The sequence below is a fragment of the Halomarina pelagica genome (assembly GCF_024228315.1).
Taxonomy (GTDB): Archaea; Halobacteriota; Halobacteria; order Halobacteriales; family Haloarculaceae; genus Halomarina; species Halomarina pelagica.
In genome coordinates this window covers 302,748-317,698 of record NZ_CP100455.1, presented here as the reverse complement: position 1 = coordinate 317,698, position 14,951 = coordinate 302,748, and the positions used below count along the sequence as shown (strand labels likewise).

The 14,951-nt window shown below is 67.9% G+C and carries 14 protein-coding genes; 7 read left to right on the top strand and 7 right to left on the bottom strand.

Features of this window, described 5'->3' with window-relative positions:
* Window positions 1-24 precede the first annotated feature (24 nt).
* The 4 genes from NKI68_RS20040 to NKI68_RS20025 are packed head-to-tail and all read right to left on the bottom strand — an operon-like array spanning window position 25 to window position 5,699.
* On the bottom strand, window positions 25-2,181 hold the full coding sequence (locus NKI68_RS20040) for a dipeptide ABC transporter ATP-binding protein (protein WP_254546520.1): 2,157 nt from the start codon (window positions 2,179-2,181) through the stop codon (window positions 25-27).
* The gene (locus NKI68_RS20035; RefSeq protein ID WP_254546519.1) at window positions 2,178-3,080 is read right to left on the bottom strand and encodes an ABC transporter permease; all 903 of its coding nucleotides are present in this window, start codon (window positions 3,078-3,080) and stop codon (window positions 2,178-2,180) included. The genes NKI68_RS20040 and NKI68_RS20035 overlap by 4 nt, the downstream gene beginning before the upstream one ends.
* Complete coding sequence (locus NKI68_RS20030; RefSeq protein WP_254546518.1) at window positions 3,080-4,039, bottom strand: ABC transporter permease; 960 nt, start codon at window positions 4,037-4,039, stop codon at window positions 3,080-3,082. Before NKI68_RS20030 ends, NKI68_RS20035 begins: the two co-directional genes overlap by 1 nt.
* A 13-nt stretch (window positions 4,040-4,052) precedes the next feature.
* Window positions 4,053-5,699, bottom strand: a complete 1,647-nt coding sequence (locus NKI68_RS20025; RefSeq protein WP_254546517.1) for an ABC transporter substrate-binding protein — start codon at window positions 5,697-5,699, stop codon at window positions 4,053-4,055.
* 177 nt (window positions 5,700-5,876) lie between these two features.
* Here NKI68_RS20025 and NKI68_RS20020 point away from each other — a divergent pair, with 177 nt between their 5' ends.
* The 4 genes from NKI68_RS20020 (at window position 5,877) to NKI68_RS20005 (ending at window position 9,968) form a co-directional block, all read left to right on the top strand.
* Complete coding sequence (locus NKI68_RS20020) at window positions 5,877-7,124, top strand: Zn-dependent hydrolase (RefSeq protein WP_254546516.1); 1,248 nt, start codon at window positions 5,877-5,879, stop codon at window positions 7,122-7,124.
* A 395-nt stretch (window positions 7,125-7,519) separates the two neighbouring features.
* A complete protein-coding gene (locus NKI68_RS20015; protein WP_254546515.1) occupies window positions 7,520-8,335 on the top strand; it encodes an IclR family transcriptional regulator in 816 nt (271 codons plus the stop codon).
* A 97-nt stretch (window positions 8,336-8,432) separates the two neighbouring features.
* Entirely contained in the window at window positions 8,433-9,068 is a 636-nt protein-coding gene (rdfA, locus tag NKI68_RS20010) for a rod-determining factor RdfA (RefSeq protein ID WP_254547066.1), read from the top strand.
* A 450-nt stretch (window positions 9,069-9,518) separates the two neighbouring features.
* Window positions 9,519-9,968, top strand: coding sequence for a pyridoxamine 5'-phosphate oxidase family protein (locus NKI68_RS20005; protein ID WP_254547065.1), 450 nt, complete (start codon window positions 9,519-9,521; stop codon window positions 9,966-9,968).
* A 49-nt stretch (window positions 9,969-10,017) separates the two neighbouring features.
* Here NKI68_RS20005 and NKI68_RS20000 read toward each other — a convergent pair whose 3' ends face one another.
* On the bottom strand, window positions 10,018-10,227 hold the full coding sequence (locus tag NKI68_RS20000) for a hypothetical protein (RefSeq protein ID WP_254547064.1): 210 nt from the start codon (window positions 10,225-10,227) through the stop codon (window positions 10,018-10,020).
* 46 nt (window positions 10,228-10,273) lie between these two features.
* The gene (locus tag NKI68_RS19995) at window positions 10,274-10,579 is read right to left on the bottom strand and encodes a DUF8075 family protein (RefSeq protein WP_254547063.1); all 306 of its coding nucleotides are present in this window, start codon (window positions 10,577-10,579) and stop codon (window positions 10,274-10,276) included.
* Between the two features lie 153 nt (window positions 10,580-10,732).
* On the opposite strand from NKI68_RS19995, the gene NKI68_RS19990 reads away from it, so the two are divergent.
* Window positions 10,733-11,335 carry a sulfite oxidase-like oxidoreductase gene (locus NKI68_RS19990; protein WP_254547062.1) on the top strand — a complete coding sequence of 201 codons (603 nt, stop codon included), beginning with the start codon at window positions 10,733-10,735 and terminating at the stop codon, window positions 11,333-11,335.
* Between the two features lie 48 nt (window positions 11,336-11,383).
* Here the strand turns inward: NKI68_RS19990 and NKI68_RS19985 are convergent, their stop codons facing one another.
* Window positions 11,384-12,361, bottom strand: coding sequence for an aldo/keto reductase (locus tag NKI68_RS19985; protein ID WP_254547061.1), 978 nt, complete (start codon window positions 12,359-12,361; stop codon window positions 11,384-11,386).
* A 272-nt stretch (window positions 12,362-12,633) separates the two neighbouring features.
* Here NKI68_RS19985 and NKI68_RS19980 point away from each other — a divergent pair, with 272 nt between their 5' ends.
* Window positions 12,634-12,912 (top strand): hypothetical protein, encoded by a 279-nt coding sequence (locus NKI68_RS19980; RefSeq protein ID WP_254547060.1) that lies wholly within the window; start codon window positions 12,634-12,636, stop codon window positions 12,910-12,912.
* A gap of 296 nt (window positions 12,913-13,208) precedes the next feature.
* Window positions 13,209-14,951, top strand: coding sequence for an alkaline phosphatase D family protein (locus tag NKI68_RS19975; protein ID WP_254547059.1), 1,743 nt, complete (start codon window positions 13,209-13,211; stop codon window positions 14,949-14,951).

Sequence of the window (14,951 nt, the reverse complement as noted above, 5' to 3'; positions counted from 1 at the left end):
CACGGGCGGTGAGGGGGCCGCCGGTCAGTCGGAGTCCGCCGTCCGCGGTTCGCCCCGCCCGGCGGGCGCGATGAACGACTCGCGCTCGCTCATCTCCTCGGCGGAGAGGTGACAGGCGATCCGGTGGGCGTCGTCGTCCGCGCCCTCGAGCGCGGGCTCGTCGCGCTCGCAGACGTCCCCGATCTTCCGCGGACAGCGCGTCTGGAACGGACAGCCGGAGGGCGGATCGATGGGACTCGGCACGCTCCCCTCGAGGAGGATGCGGTCGACCTCCCGCGTCGGGTCCGCGTGGGGGACCGCGGAGAGGAGGCTCTCGGTGTAGGGGTGAAACGGCGGCGAGAACACCTGCTCGATGCTCCCGATCTCCGCGATCTTCCCGAGGTACATCACCGCGACGCGGTCGCAGATGTGCCGGACGACCCCGATGTTGTGCGAGATGAACAGGTAGGAGATCCCCTCCTCGGCCTGGATCTCGTCGAGGAGGTTGAGGATCTGCGCCTGGACGGACACGTCGAGCGCGCTCACCGGTTCGTCGCAGACGATGAGCCGGGGTTCGACGGCGAGCGCGTGCGCGATGGCGACGCGCTGCTGCTGGCCGCCGGAGAACTCGTGGGGGTACTTGCTCGCCGCACCGGCCGACAGGCCGACGCGTTCGAGGAGGTCGCCCACCCGCGCTCGCTTCTCGTCGCCGGTCGCGATGCCGTGTCTCTCCATCGCCCGCCCGACGATCTGCCCGACGGTCTTCCGGGGATTGAGCGAGCTGTGCGGGTCCTGGAAGATCATCTGCATCTCCCGGCGGAGGCTCCGCACCTCGGAGCCGCCCAGCTCGTGGAGCGGCCGGCCGTCGAAGTAGACCTCCCCGTCGGTCGGTTCGAGCAGCCGCAGGGCCGTCCGCGCGACCGTGGACTTCCCGCAACCCGACTCGCCGACGAGGCCGACCGTCTCGCCGGGGTAGATGTCGAAGCTGATGCCGTCGACCGCCTTCACGTACCGCCGTTCGAGCGTCGGCAGCCCGCCGCCCGACCGCGTCAGCCGGACGTTCCCGAGGACCCCGTCGCCGGCGCTGAAGTGCTTCTTCAGCCCGCGGACCTCGAACAGCGGCTCGCCGCTCCGGTCGACGGTCCGCCGACCCGCGCCCCGCTCCGGTGACTGTCGCTCGGAGAGGTCGAGGTCGGCGGCGTGGACGCACGCGACCCGCGCGTTCGAGCCGGGGACCGCGTCGAGATGCGGGTCACCGCCCGATCGACACGCCTCGGTCGCGTACCGACACCGCGGCGCGAAGTTACAGCCGTCCGGCAGGTCGCCGAGGTCGGGCATCGCCCCCGCCAGCGTCGGCAGTTCGTCGTAGGCGGTGTCGACCTCGGGGATCGAGTCGATGAGCGCCCGCGTGTAGGGGTGTTTCGGGGCCTCGAACAGCTCGTCGAGGGGGGCCGTCTCCACGAGGTTCCCCGCGTACATCACGCCGACGTGGTCGCACGTCTGGGCGACGACGCCCAGGTTGTGCGTGATCATCAGCACCCCCATCCCCTTCTCCTCCTGGAGTTCGTTCAGCAGGTCGAGGATCTTCGCCTGCGTGGTCACGTCGAGGGCGGTCGTCGGCTCGTCCGCGATGATGAGATCCGGCTTGCAGGAGAGCCCGATGGCGAGCAGGACGCGCTGGCGCATCCCGCCGGAGAACTCGTGGGGGTAGTCCTCGATGCGCGTCTCCGGGTCGGGGATGCCCACCTCGCGCATCGCCTCGACGGCGCGCTCGTAGGCCGCCTCCTCCGACAGCCCCTGGTGGTGTTCGATGGTCTCGGTGATCTGCGTGCCGACCGTCAGCACCGGGTTGAGCGAGGTCATCGGGTCCTGGGGGATGAGCGCGATCCGGTTGCCCCGGATCGTCCGCATCTCCGCCTCGGAGCGTTCGAGGAGGTCCTCGCCGTCGAAGATCACCCGCCCGCCGGTGATCTCGCCCGGCGAGTCGACGAGCTGGAGGATCGACCGCGCGGTCACGCTCTTTCCGGCACCGGACTCGCCGACCAGTCCCATCGTCTCGCCGCGGTCGAGCGCGAACGAGACGTCGTTCGACGCGACGATGCGGCCGTGGGGCGTGAGGAACTCCGTGCGGAGGTCACGGACGTCGAGCAGCGGCGACGCGCCGCTCCCCGCGCCCGTCGCGTGGGGGGTCTCGGCGCTCATTCGATCGCCTCCACCTTCGGGTCGAGGACGTCGCGGAGGCCGTCCCCGAGCATGTTGAACCCGATGACGGTGACGCCGATGGCGACGGCCGGGAAGAGCAACATCCAGGGGGCGCTCTCCATGAAGCCGCGCCCGGTGTCGATCATCAGTCCCCACGAGGGCGTCGGCGGCTGCGCGCCGAGGCCGAGAAACGACAGGCTGGCCTCGGCGAGGATGGCGAACGAGACGTTGAGCGACCCCTGGACGAGCAGCGGGGCCGAGCAGTTCGGGAGCACCTCGCCGAAGACGATCCGCGAGTCCGTCTCGCCCCGGCAGATCGCCGCCTCGACGTACGCCTCGTTGCGCTCGGCGAGCGCCGCGCTCCGGGTGACGCGGGCGATGTACGGCGTGTAGACGAACCCGAGCGCGAGGATCACGTTGTTGAGTTCGGGACCGAGCACGACCATCAACGTGAGCGCCAGCAACACCGGCGGGAAGGCCATCGCCGCGTCCATGATCCGCATCAGGAGTTCGTCGACGAGGCCGCCGGCGTACCCGGCGACCACGCCGATCACGGCCCCGACGACGAGGGCACCGGAGATGGCACCGAAGCCCACGTACAGGGAGATGCGGCTCCCCATGACGACGCGGCTGAAGACGTCGCGGCCGAGGTCGTCGGTGCCGAAGGGGTGAGCGAGCGACGGGGCCTCGCTGCGCGCCTCGATGTCGGTCTCCTCGATCGGGTAGGGGGCGATGACCGGCGCGAAGACGGCGACGAGGAGCAGCGACGCCACGATGGTCAGTCCGACCATCGCCTTCGTGTTGTTCCGGAACTTGCGGGCGAACCGCGCCCACCGCTCGCGCTGTGACGCGGTGGGCGTCAGCCGCGCCCGCACCGTCTCGCCGGATTCGGCGGACATCAGTCGTCACCTCCGTACCGGATCCGCGGGTCGAAGTAGGCGTACAGCAGGTCGGCGGTGAAGTTCGAGAGCATGTATATGACCGCGACGACGATGATGCACCCCTGGATCAGGGGGATGTCGCGGCTCTGGATGGCCGTCAGCGTCAGCCGGCCGATGCCGGGCCAGAAGAACACCTCCTCGAGGACGACCACGCCGCCGAACGCGTAGCTGAACTGGAACGCGACGACGGTGATGACCGGGATGATGGCGTTCTTCAGCGCGTGGCGGAGGACGATGACCCGCTGGGTCATCCCCTTCGCGCGGGCGAGCTTGACGTACTCCTCGCTCAGCACCTCCAGCATCGACGACCGCGTCATCCGCATGATGTACGCGGTGAGCGCGAACCCCATCGCGGAGGCCGGGAGCACGAGGTGCGTCAGCGCCCCGATCGGATCCGCCGTCGGGGAGACGTAGCTCCCCGTCGGGAACAGGTCGAGCCAGACGGCGAACACCAGGATGAAGACGAGCCCCCAGAGGAAGATGGGCATCGAGATGCCGACGAAGGCGAACAGCGAGGCGGCGACGTCCGGGGGTTCGTTCTGGCGGACCGCGGAGTAGACCCCGAGCGGGATCGACAGGACCACCGCGATGAGCGTCGCGGCGAACGCGAGCAGCAGCGATCGGGGGAGCTTCTCCGCGATGAGTTGCGCCACGGGCGCGTCGAACCGGAGCGACGTCCCCATGTTCCCCTGGAGGAGGCCGACGACCCAGTCGACGTACTGGAGGTAGAGCGGCTGGTCGAGCCCCATCTGCGCCTTCAGCGCCGCGACGGACTCCGGCGTCGCGTTCGGTCCGAGGATGAGCAGTGCCACGTTTCCGGGCAGGACGTTGGTGACGCCGAACGCGATGACCGTCACGAAGAACAGCGTCACGGCCATGAACCCGACCCGACGGATCACGTAATTGTACATCGACATGTATGATGTGGCGTCAGCGGTCCAGCCAGTTGTTCCGGAAGCGCAACGTCGAGCCGTCGGGCGCGCCGATGTCGCCCTTGTACGCCGTCGTCGCGCCGTAGAGGTTCGCCTGCCACCACAGGAACAGGTGGCCCGCCCGCTCCCGGTGGAGGATCTCCGTCGCCCGGTGGTAGAGGGCCGCGCGCTCCTTCTCGTCGTACAGGTGGCGGGCCTTCTCGACCAGTCCGTTGTACTCCTCGTTCGTCCACCCGGTGAAGAAGAACGCTCCCTTCGGGTGGAGGAACTTGTAGAAGGAGACGTCCGGGTACCACAGCGCCAGGTACGAACTCGTCGTCGCCTGGAAGTTCCGCTTCGAGTAAACGTCAGAGAGCCAGGAACTCCAGGTGATCTTCTGGATCTGGAGGTCGATGCCCACGTCCGAGGCCATGTCGGCGATCACCTTCGCGCCCTGGACCTGCGTCGGGTAGGACTGCGGGATCTTGAACGTCGCCGAGTAGCCGTCGGGCATCCCCGCCTTCTCGAGGTGCGCCCTGGCCTTCTCGAGGTCGCGGGGGCGCGGTTTCACGTCCGGGTTGACCCAGGGACTGTCGGGGGCGGCTGGCGTCGCCGTCGTCCGGCCGGTGCCATAGAGCGCCGCCTGGGCGATCTTCTCCTTGTCGAGCGCGAAGTCGAGCGCGAGGCGGGCGTGCTTGTCGTCGAACGGCTTCTCGGCGCAGTTCATCCCGAGGTAGACCAGCGACTTGGGGAACTGCTTCTCGAAGCGGGTGCCCGGCGCGTTCTTGACCGTCTCGACGTCCTTCGGCGCGATGCCGTTGATGAAGTCGTACTCGCCGGCCTGGAACGACTGGAGGCGGACGCTCGGGTCCTTGATCTCGCTCTTGACGATCTTCTCGATGAACGGCCCGTCGTCGCCGCCGCCGTCCCAGTAGTCGTCGAACTTCGTCATCGTGAACGACGTCTCGATCTCCCGGCCCGCGAACTGGTAGGGACCGGTACCGACGGGGTCGCTGATCTTCCCCTTCTTCGCGTCCTCGGCGGGCATGATCGCCAGCTCCGCCGTCGCCATCTTCGCGATGAACGGCGCGAACGGCTCGGTGAGCTGGACCTCGAAGGTGTACTCGTCGGGCGTCCGCATCCCCTCGACGAAGTCGAAGAACCCGGTGGCGAGGTACTCGCCGTTCGCGACCCGCTCGTAGCTCGCGAGGACGTCCTCGGCGGTCATCTCCTTCCCGTTGTGGAACGTCACGCCCTCCTGGAGCGCCATCGTCAGGACCGTGTTGTCCTCGGACTTCTCGAGAGACTTCGCGAGGTGGGGCTTCAGCGAGTAGTCGTTCTGCAACTGGACGAGTTCCTCGTAGATGTTCTCGAGGACGCGCTTCGACGCCGCCGCGCTGTCGAGGTGGGGGTCGAGCCCCTGGACGGGCACGGCACCGCCCCACTGGAGGGTGCCGCCCGACGTGGGCGTTCCGGACGATCCCGAACCGTTCCCGTCGCCGCCACCGCCACTACCATCGCCACCGCCGCCGGTGCAACCCGCGAGCGCGACCGGGACGGTCGCCGCCGCCGTACCGAGGAACGCTCGCCGGCCGAATCCACCGCCGTCGCGCTCAGAGGCGCGGCGACGGCTGTGAGCACCACTGTCTTTGCCACTCTCTTCCATAGACAACAGCATTCAACCCGCCCGGTATAACTGTTGTGGTTATCGTATCGTCTCCGCCGATAGACGGTCGTCAGAGACGACCCATCAGAGACGACCCGTCCGACGCGGACACCTGTCTCTCTACCGCCACGTTTGCAAACAGTAATGTGACGGCCCCGAAATGCGGCAGGTACGACCATGCGAGTCAACGAGGATCGACTCCGCAGCGACATCGAGTCGAACGCGGAGTTCGGAGCCGTGCCGTGCAGGGAAGGCCGTGGGAGAACGGTGCTCACGGGGACCGAGGCGGATCGACGGGCGCGAGAGTTCCTCTGTGAACGCCTCCGGGACGCCGGACTCGACACCCGCATCGACGAGGTCGGGAACGTCGTCGGCCGGTGGACGCCGGAGAGCGCCGACCCGGACGCGGCCCCGGTCGCCGCGGGGAGCCACCTCGACTCCGTCCCGGAGGGCGGCATCTTCGACGGCCCGCTCGGCGTGTACGCGGCGCTCGAGAGCGTCCGGACGATGCAGGACGCGGGGGTGGAACCGTCGCGCCCCGTCGAGGTCGTCTGCTTCACCGAGGAGGAGGGCCAGCGCTTCGGCGGCGGGCTCGTCGGCTCCGGGGTCGCCGCCGGCGAGCTGTCGGTCGAGGAGGCGCTCGGGATCGAGGACGGGGACGGTATCCCGCTCGGCGACGCGCTCGCCGACATCGGCTTCCGCGGCGAGGGGCGCGTCGACGCCGCCGACTGGGACGCGTGGATCGAACTCCACGTCGAGCAGGCGGAACGGCTCGAACGCGCGGACGTCCCGGCGGGCGTCGTGACGACGATCGTGGGCCTGACGCGGTGCGCCGTGGAGGTCGTCGGCGAGGCCGACCACGCCGGCTCGACCCCCATGGACGATCGGTCCGACGCGCTCGCCGCCGCGAGCGAGTTCGTCCTCGACGTCGAGCGGGCGACGAACGAGCGCCGATCGGTGTCGGAGACCGCGGTCGGGACCGTCGGCAAGCTGGACGTCTCGCCGAACGCGCCGAACGTCGTCCCGGGTCGGGCCTCGCTGAGCATCGACGTGCGCGACGTCGACTACGAGTCGATCGATCACGTCGTCGGGCGCGCTCGGGACAGCCTGGCGCGGATCGAGCGCGAGCGACCGGTCGAGACGACCCTCGAACGCCCCTGGGACCGCAGGCCCGTCGCGATGGACGATCGGCCTCGCGCGGCGCTCCACGCCGCGGGCGAGGCCGCGGACGTTCCGACGCTCGACCTCCACTCGGGGGCGGCCCACGACACGATGCACGTCGCGCAGGTGACCGACGCCGCCCTCCTCTTTGCCCCCTCCAGGGACGGCATCTCGCACAACCCGCGGGAGTGGACCGACTGGAGCGACTGCGCCGCCGCGACCCGCGTCCTCGCCGGCGCGCTCGCCGATCTGGCGAGCGAGTAGCCGGGCGATCGTTTTCACTCGCTCCGCGATACGAGGCTTCGCCGCGGACAGCGGACGCGCCGAGTCGACCGGCGAGCCGGCAGCGACCGGGAGACGTGCCAGCGACGCGCTCCGGGAGTGGGGGGGGGGACGTGGGACGACCACCGCGAGGCGGTCATCGTCTACGGGTCGCCGGGCGGAACGGCATCGCGAAGCGAGAGTTCTCGAAATGAGAACGTACGGCTCGGCTCGTCCCCAGTCGTTCTCGACGCCGCCTCCCGTCGTTGAGAGCGATTCCGTCGCCGCTCGGGGCGGTCGCGACGGGCGAAAAGCGCCCTACTGCGAGCGAGAGTATCGAAATGGACGGTGTGTACCAAATACGAACAGCTATCACGGTGGAGGCGTTCGACTCGCGCATGACAGACCAACCCACGACCGCCTCGCCCCGGACCCTGAAGACGGTGGCTCGCGCCTTCGACGTCGTTCGGGCGCTCGAGGAACTCGACGGCGCTGGCGTGACCGAACTGGCCGAGCACCTCGACCTCTCGAAGAGCGTCGTGTACAACTACCTCACCACGCTCCGCGACGAGAAGTTCGTCGTCAAGGAGGGCGACACCTACTCGCTGTCGCTCCAGTTCCTCCTCGTGGGCGAGTACGTCCGCAACCAGAACGTGCTCTACCGCATCGGGAAGGGGGAAGTCGAGGAGCTGGCGGAGAAGACCGGCGAGTACGCGCACCTCTCGACGGAGCAGCACGGACTCAGCGTCAACCTCTACAAGGTGAGCGGGGAGAAGGCGGTCGGGAGCGACTACCAGACGAGCAAGCTACAGCGGGCGGACTACCTCCACTTCTCCGCGACGGGGAAGGCCATCCTCGCGCACCTCCCGCGCGAGCGCGTGAACTGGATCGTCGACACGTACGGGCTCCCCCGAAAGACCGAGGAGACGATCACCGACCGCGACGCGCTGTTCGCGGAACTCGAACACGTTCGGGAGCGCGGCTACGCCCTCAACGACGAGGAGGAGATAAAGGGGTTGCAGGCCGTCGGCGCGCCCGTCAGGAACCGGCACGGCCGGGTGCTCGGCTCCGTCAGCGTCTCGGGGCCGGTCAAGCGGATGAACGACCCCGACTACCACCGGACGGTCGTCGAGAGCGTCGTCAACGCCGCGAACGTCATCGAGGTGAACGTCAACATGGAGGACTCGGACCTGGATTTCCCGACGTTCGCCTGACCGACGGGCGGACGCGCCCGGACACCCCGTTCTCGACGGACGAACGTCCTCGCGGGAGACCGGAAGGACTTCGACCGGCGGTGGCCTACGACGGCCCATGCCGGACGGATCGACCGAGGAGACCGAGGGCGGCGGGGAGACGAACTACGGGGACAAGGTACGGCGCGTGAGCGAGAAGTACGGCCTCGGGGACGTCGAGGCCGAACTCCTAACGCGCCGGACCGGCGACGGCGTGGAGCGCCACAGCCTCAGGGAACTCGCGGCGTACGTCAACCGCCGTCTCCTCGACGCGGCGTTGAAGCGCGCCGGCGAGAACCCGCTCGACGGCGAGGTGTCGAACCTGTATCGCCTGCTGACGAGCGACGAGGTGACCGAGGGGACGCGGACGCAGGCGATCAACCGGTTGACCCGGCGCGGGGTCGACGCCGAGGCGCTGCGGGACGACTTCGTCTCCTACCAGACGGTGAATCGCTACCTGGACGGCGTCGCGCCGGCACCGCGAGCGCCGCCGGCAAACGGTACCGATCACGGCGAACGCATCTCGAAGCTCCAGGCCCGACTGGAGGCCGTCACGGGATCCTCGCTCGACCAGCTCCGCCGCGGCGACGACTTCGCGCTGGGACCGTACGACGTGCTCGTCGACGTGACGGTCACGTGCCGCGAGTGCGGGCTCACGACGAGCGTCCACGCACTGCTCGACCGCGGGGGGTGCGATTGCCGGCCGGACGCGTAGATCGACGCACGCGCTCGCGCGGCGGGACGTCGTGTAACAGCACTATGGGTGTTACAGCAGGGACGTGTCGAGCCCGCTGACGAGACGGCCCGGAATCGAACCCCGACTACGAGATACGACTAAACGTACACTATCTTCCCTATTTTGCTTCGTATCTTTCTCTAATTGTTTTATAAACTTCAATCGCGTTTTTACCCCCGCTATAGTCGCTATTTTCCCCAGTATACTTGTGTAACAATCATTTATTGCCCCTATTAGGCCATTTTTTGACTCTATCATCCGAAGATACCCCCCATTTATAATTTGATTATTTTCTATTTTCTCAGGGTGGTCCGCGCGGGACTGGGCGTCGGCGCGACGGGCCGGTCGGCGATCCGGAGATTCGGCGGAGCCCGGAACTCAGTCGGGCGTGATCGAGCTTTTTTGTCCGGGCGCGTCCTGTCGTCCGGTATGCAGGGTCTTCGCTGGGTTCAGATGACCGGGGGAGAACTGGACGAGTTCCTCGGACGGGGAGGCACCGGCGTCCTCTCGTTCGCGACGGCCGAGGACGAACCGCCGTTCTCGCTGCCGGTGTCGTACGGCTACTACGCGGACGCGGGGACCTTCTACTACCGGCTGGCCTTCCCGCCGTCCGGCGGGAAGGAGGACGTCATCGACAGACCCGCCTCGTTCGTCGCGCACGGCCGGACCGACGAGGGGTGGCGGAGCGCCGTCGCGACCGGCACGCTGGAGGAGGTGACGAACGCACCGCACGAGTCGGTCGCCGTCCAGGGGATGTGGGCGGTCCAGATCCCGAGGGTGGACATCTTCGACCGCCCGCCCGAGGACATCACGTTCCGGCAGTTCCGCCTCGTCCCCGACACGCTGACCGGACGGAAGGAAGTCGAGTCCGAGCCCTGAACGGTGCCCCGGCGGTCCGACCGGCGTCGGTCCGATAGCGCGCGCCGCGTCAGTGCGCGACGGCGTCGTGGCCCGCGATGGCGTCGAGCAGGTGCTTCAGCAGGCCGCCGAGACACCCGAGGGTGAAGACGAGCATGGCGACGGCCGCGCCCTCGAGCGGAACGACCCCGACCATCCACACGGCGAGCGATGCGACGGCGCCGATCGCCCCGACGCCGAAGAGCAGGAATCCAACGTCCTCGGTGAGTGCCTCGAACATCGTCACCAACTCCGTCGAGGCGTCATATATCCGTTCTGTTCCTGACCTAGCGCCCGCCGTCGGCGGGGTCGCCCCGGCCACCCCGATCGCTCCGGTCGGCGTGATCGCCCTGATCGGCGTGGTCGGCGTGGTCCGCACAGAGGACGTCACCGGTGTCCGTATCGAAGACGAACGGATCGCCCGGCCTGATGCGCTTCCCGTCGACGCCGCAGCCGTCGGCGTGGTCGAGGAAGTACTTCCCGTCCTCGCGGCCCGCGTCGAGCCGCCCCGCCTGGACCGCGAACCGCACGAGGCCCTCGCCGATCTGCGTCCGCTCCGCCGAATCCGCGGTTTCGAACCTGAGGCGTGGCATGGTACGAACCGTAGTTTGCACCCGAGTCGGGTAAAACGTGACTCCGCATCGACGCGTGGGGGAGAGTCGGATCGCGCGACGCGTCGCGATCCGGGTCGGTCACCGGCTGAGGCGCATCCGTACCTCTATGCCCGTCACGACCGACCGCTTCGCATGGCCGCGAAGGACGCGACCGCGATCCACGAGGAGTTCGGCGGCGACCGTCTCCCGCCGGGGCAACGACGCACCGATCGCTTCCCGGTCCTCTCGAAGTCGGGAACGCCGTCGTGGGACGTGGAGACCTGGCGGTTCACGGTCACCGGTGCGGTGGAGGACGACCTCGACCTCTCGTGGTCGGCGTTCCTCGACCTCCCCGCGGAGACGCAACGACAGGACTTCCACTGCGTCACCGGGTGGAGCCGGTTCGACAACGAGTTCACCGGCGTCACGTTCCCCACGATCGCCGACGAGGCGGGCGTGACGGACGACGCCGTCCACGTCCTGTTTCGATCGATGGACGGCTACTCGACGGACCTCCCCCTGTCGGAGTGCATGCGCGAGGAGGTGCTGTTCGCGTGGGAACTCGACGGGCAACCGCTCCCGTCGGACCACGGCGGGCCGCTCCGCGTCGTCACGCCGCACAGATACGCCTACAAGGGCGCGAAGTGGGTGACGGGCGTCGAGTTCCTCACGGAGCCGAGGCGGGGCTACTGGGAACAGCGGGGGTACTCCGCGTCGGCGAACCCGTGGAACGAGGAGCGCTACGACACCTGGTAGCCGGCCGGCCGGCGTTCGTCGGGGACGGCGACGCGCGAGCGATCGACCTCAGGTGTCGCCGATCTCGGGGTTCCAGACGGGCGTGATCGGCTCCTCGAGGCGAGCGAGGTCGTCGTCCGTGAGGTCCACGTCGAGCGCTCCGAGGTCGTCTTCGAGGTGCTCGATCGTCCGCGGGCCGACGATCGGCGCGTCGACGACCTCCTTGTGGAGCAACCAGGCGAGGCTCACCTGCGTCGGCGAGGCGTCCTCGCGGCGCGCGATCTCGCGTACCGCGTCGAGGACGGCCCAGTTCTCGTCGGTGAACCGCTTCCCCATGAACTCGTCGTGCGCCGCGCGACCGTGGTCGGGGCCGTCCTCGCGGTCGTACTTCCCGCTGAGGAACCCCCCCGCCAGCGGCGACCACGGGACGACGCCGACGTCCTGATCGCGACAGAGCGGCAGGACGTTCGCCTCCTCGTGGCGGTCGACGAGGTTGTACTCGGCCTGCATCGAGACGAACCGCTCGTAACCCTCCAGCTCGCTGACGTGGAGCGCCTTCATGAACTGCCAGGCGGCCATCGTGCTCGCGCCCACGTACCGCACCTTGCCGGTCTCGACCAGGTGGTCGAGCGCCGAGAGCGTCTCCTCGATCGGCGTGTGCTCGTCCCACCGGTGGATCTGGTAGAGGTCGACGTAGTCCACCCCCAGGCGATCCAGGCTCGCGTCGATCTGATCGAGGACGTGCTTCCGTGAGAGGCCGCGACCGTTCGGTCCCTCGCGCATGGGACCGTACACCTTCGTCGCGATCACCAGTTCGTCGCGATCGTACCCCTCGATGGCCTCGCCGAGGATCTCCTCGCTCTCGCCGTGCGAGTAGACGTTCGCGGTGTCGAAGAAGTTGATACCGGCGTCGAGGGCGCGCTCGATGACGGCGACGCCCTCCTCGCGGTCGTGGACCATCCACGGCTGTTCGGTACCGAAGTTCATGCAGCCGAGACACAGCCGCGACACCTCCAGCCCGGTGTCGCCCAGTCGCGTGTACTCCATGGTGACCCGTTCGTAGACCAGTCAGTAAGCGTCTTCGGCCGTGGCGGATATCGACGCGGTCGGTGAGAAACGAACCGCGCCCGACGACTCGACGGTACAGTACCGAACTGTGACACTCTTCGACTCCGATCCGTAACGACGCGTATAACGCCCGAATGGACCCGTTACGTCACCGCTCGAGGAGCGCAGTTCCCCGATGAGCCACCGTATGTATCGATTTGTCGATGAGACAATCTCACCCGTTTATCAGTGTCAGCGACCTGACCTAGTCCATGTCGTCAGATCTCGACGTCCCGGGTAATTCGTCCGGGCGATCCGAACCGCGCGACGCCCCCGGCCGACGCGACGCCCCCGACCGCCGAGGCGTGCGGCGCTCGATCCGGCGCGCGGACGACGAGCATCGGTTCGAGGCGCTCCTCCGAGCGCTCCGGAACGTCCGCCGGAGCGCGGCGCGGCGCACGTTCGCCGAGGGACGGATCGTCGGGACCGACCAGGGAGTCATGTTCGTCGAGGACGAACCCCCCGCCGCTCGAGTCGGATCCGACAGGTAGTCGCGAGGCGAACGACGAGCGCCGTGATCGAGCCGACAGGAGTGTGGACAGTCGACGTCGCGCGACGCCTCGAACGACGGCCCCACCAGAACGGCGCTCCGTACTGAAAGGTACGCCCGGGTACGTCTCCCGACCTCATAGATTATTCCTTCAAGTAGCATACTAATTTATAGATAGATCTTATACAAATTTTTGAAAATAGTAGAAATATAAGCGGCTATCCGTTCGATCGACCGACCGGCACCCGTCTCATGACGAGAGACGAACGTCAGACATCGGGAATCAGCCGGCGAGACGTGCTGAAATCGGCGGGTGCGGCGACCGTGGGCGGGCTATCGATCTCGCTCTTCGGAGCCGATCTGGTTCAGGGAATCCGACCGCAGTCCGTTCAGGAGAGCGACGTCACGTGGTCCGCGGGAGGGCCGTCCGAGGACGTCTTCCCGCTCTCGGTCGCGAGCGGCGGACCGACGCCGTCCGGCGCGATCCTGTGGTCGAAACTCGCCGCGGACGCCTACGTCGAGGGCGAACCGGCGTACGTCCAGGTGGGAACGAGCCGCGGGTTCTCCGACGTGGTGTACGAGGGACGGATCGAGGCCGAACACGTCAAACCGGAGCACGACCACGTGGTCAAGGTCGACCTCGACGGGAAGCTACCCACAGACCGACACCTCTTCTACCGGTTCCACTACGACGGCGTGACGAGCCAGGTGGGACGGTGTCGAACCCTCCCGAACCCCGAGGCGACCCCCGATCGGGTCAGCCTCGCGGTCGTGACCTGTCAGTCCTACCAGGACGGGTACTACCCCGCGTACGACTACGTCGCCGACGAGGACGTGGACTACCTCGTCCACCTGGGCGATCAGATCTACGAGTACGCCGGGGAGTCCGAGTTCGAGGGACGGTCGGTGGAACTCCCGAGCGGTCACGACGTCGCCTGGGGACTGGAGGACTTCCGCCACCTCTGGAGCACCTACCGGGGGGACCGGTTCTTCCAGCGCGCGCTCGAACGCCACACGTTCATCCCGACGTGGGACGACCACGAGATCGTCAACAACCGCTACTGGGACTACGAGAACGACCGCCCGTGGTCGAAGGACCACCCCAGGAACGACGACCCCGAGTTCATGCACCGGCTGTTCGTCGAGGGGATCAAGGCCTGGTGGGAGTACAACCCCGCTCGCGTCACGTACAGGGCCGACGAGGAGAACCTCCTCGATCGCTTCCACATGTGGCGGAGCGTGCGGTTCGGGAACCTCCTCGAACTCCCGGTGACCGACGAACGGCTGTTCCGATCGATGCCGCCGGGGGGCGACGCCGCCGGCCAGCGCCAGTGGGGAATCCCGCCGAACGCGCCCGAGCGCGACGACGGCGACCGCACCATGCTCGGCTTCGAACAGCGCGAGTGGTTCCTCGACGCGCTCCGCGAGACGGACGCCACCTGGAAGGTGTGGCCGAACGAGGTCGCCGTCTCCCCGCTGCTCATGTCGTTCGGCGACGACCAGCAGCTCGCGCGCAACTACGACGCCTGGGACGGCTACGAGCACGAACGCGACGAGATCCTGGGGCAGGTCACGCACTTCGGGATCGACAACTTCCTCGCGCTCACCGGCGACATGCACACGTCCCTCGTGGCGTACCTGATGAACGGTTACGAGGACGCGCAGAACCGGACGCCGGTTCCGCCGGCTGAGGAACTGGCCGGCGTCGAGCTGATGACGCCCGCCATCTCGAGCGACTCCGGCACCTCCGACTTCTGGGGGACCGACGGCACGAGCGTCGAGGCCGACTCGCCCCAGCCCACGAACGAGGAGATGACCGAGACGATCCTCGAGGAGAACCCCCACGTCGAGTTCTTCGACGCGAAGTACAACGGCTACTCGACGCTCGAACTCACCCCGGAGGCGGCCACCTGGACCACCTACGCCGTCGACGACACGGTCGATCGCTCGGGGGCGGCCCGAACGGTGCTCCGGACGTACCGCATTCCCGAGGGTCGCGTCGAACTGACCGAACTAGAAGCGAACGACGAACTCCGCTGA

Coding starts and splice junctions, on each gene's coding strand:
- NKI68_RS20040 (WP_254546520.1), bottom strand. CDS start 2,181: ATGAGCGCCGAGACCCCCCACGCGACGGGCGCGGGGAGCGGCGCGTCG.
- NKI68_RS20035 (WP_254546519.1), bottom strand. CDS start 3,080: ATGTCCGCCGAATCCGGCGAGACGGTGCGGGCGCGGCTGACGCCCACC.
- NKI68_RS20030 (WP_254546518.1), bottom strand. CDS start 4,039: ATGTCGATGTACAATTACGTGATCCGTCGGGTCGGGTTCATGGCCGTG.
- NKI68_RS20025 (WP_254546517.1), bottom strand. CDS start 5,699: ATGGAAGAGAGTGGCAAAGACAGTGGTGCTCACAGCCGTCGCCGCGCC.
- NKI68_RS20020 (WP_254546516.1), top strand. CDS start 5,877: ATGCGAGTCAACGAGGATCGACTCCGCAGCGACATCGAGTCGAACGCG.
- NKI68_RS20015 (WP_254546515.1), top strand. CDS start 7,520: ATGACAGACCAACCCACGACCGCCTCGCCCCGGACCCTGAAGACGGTG.
- rdfA (WP_254547066.1), top strand. CDS start 8,433: ATGCCGGACGGATCGACCGAGGAGACCGAGGGCGGCGGGGAGACGAAC.
- NKI68_RS20005 (WP_254547065.1), top strand. CDS start 9,519: ATGCAGGGTCTTCGCTGGGTTCAGATGACCGGGGGAGAACTGGACGAG.
- NKI68_RS20000 (WP_254547064.1), bottom strand. CDS start 10,227: ATGTTCGAGGCACTCACCGAGGACGTTGGATTCCTGCTCTTCGGCGTC.
- NKI68_RS19995 (WP_254547063.1), bottom strand. CDS start 10,579: ATGCCACGCCTCAGGTTCGAAACCGCGGATTCGGCGGAGCGGACGCAG.
- NKI68_RS19990 (WP_254547062.1), top strand. CDS start 10,733: ATGGCCGCGAAGGACGCGACCGCGATCCACGAGGAGTTCGGCGGCGAC.
- NKI68_RS19985 (WP_254547061.1), bottom strand. CDS start 12,361: ATGGAGTACACGCGACTGGGCGACACCGGGCTGGAGGTGTCGCGGCTG.
- NKI68_RS19980 (WP_254547060.1), top strand. CDS start 12,634: ATGTCGTCAGATCTCGACGTCCCGGGTAATTCGTCCGGGCGATCCGAA.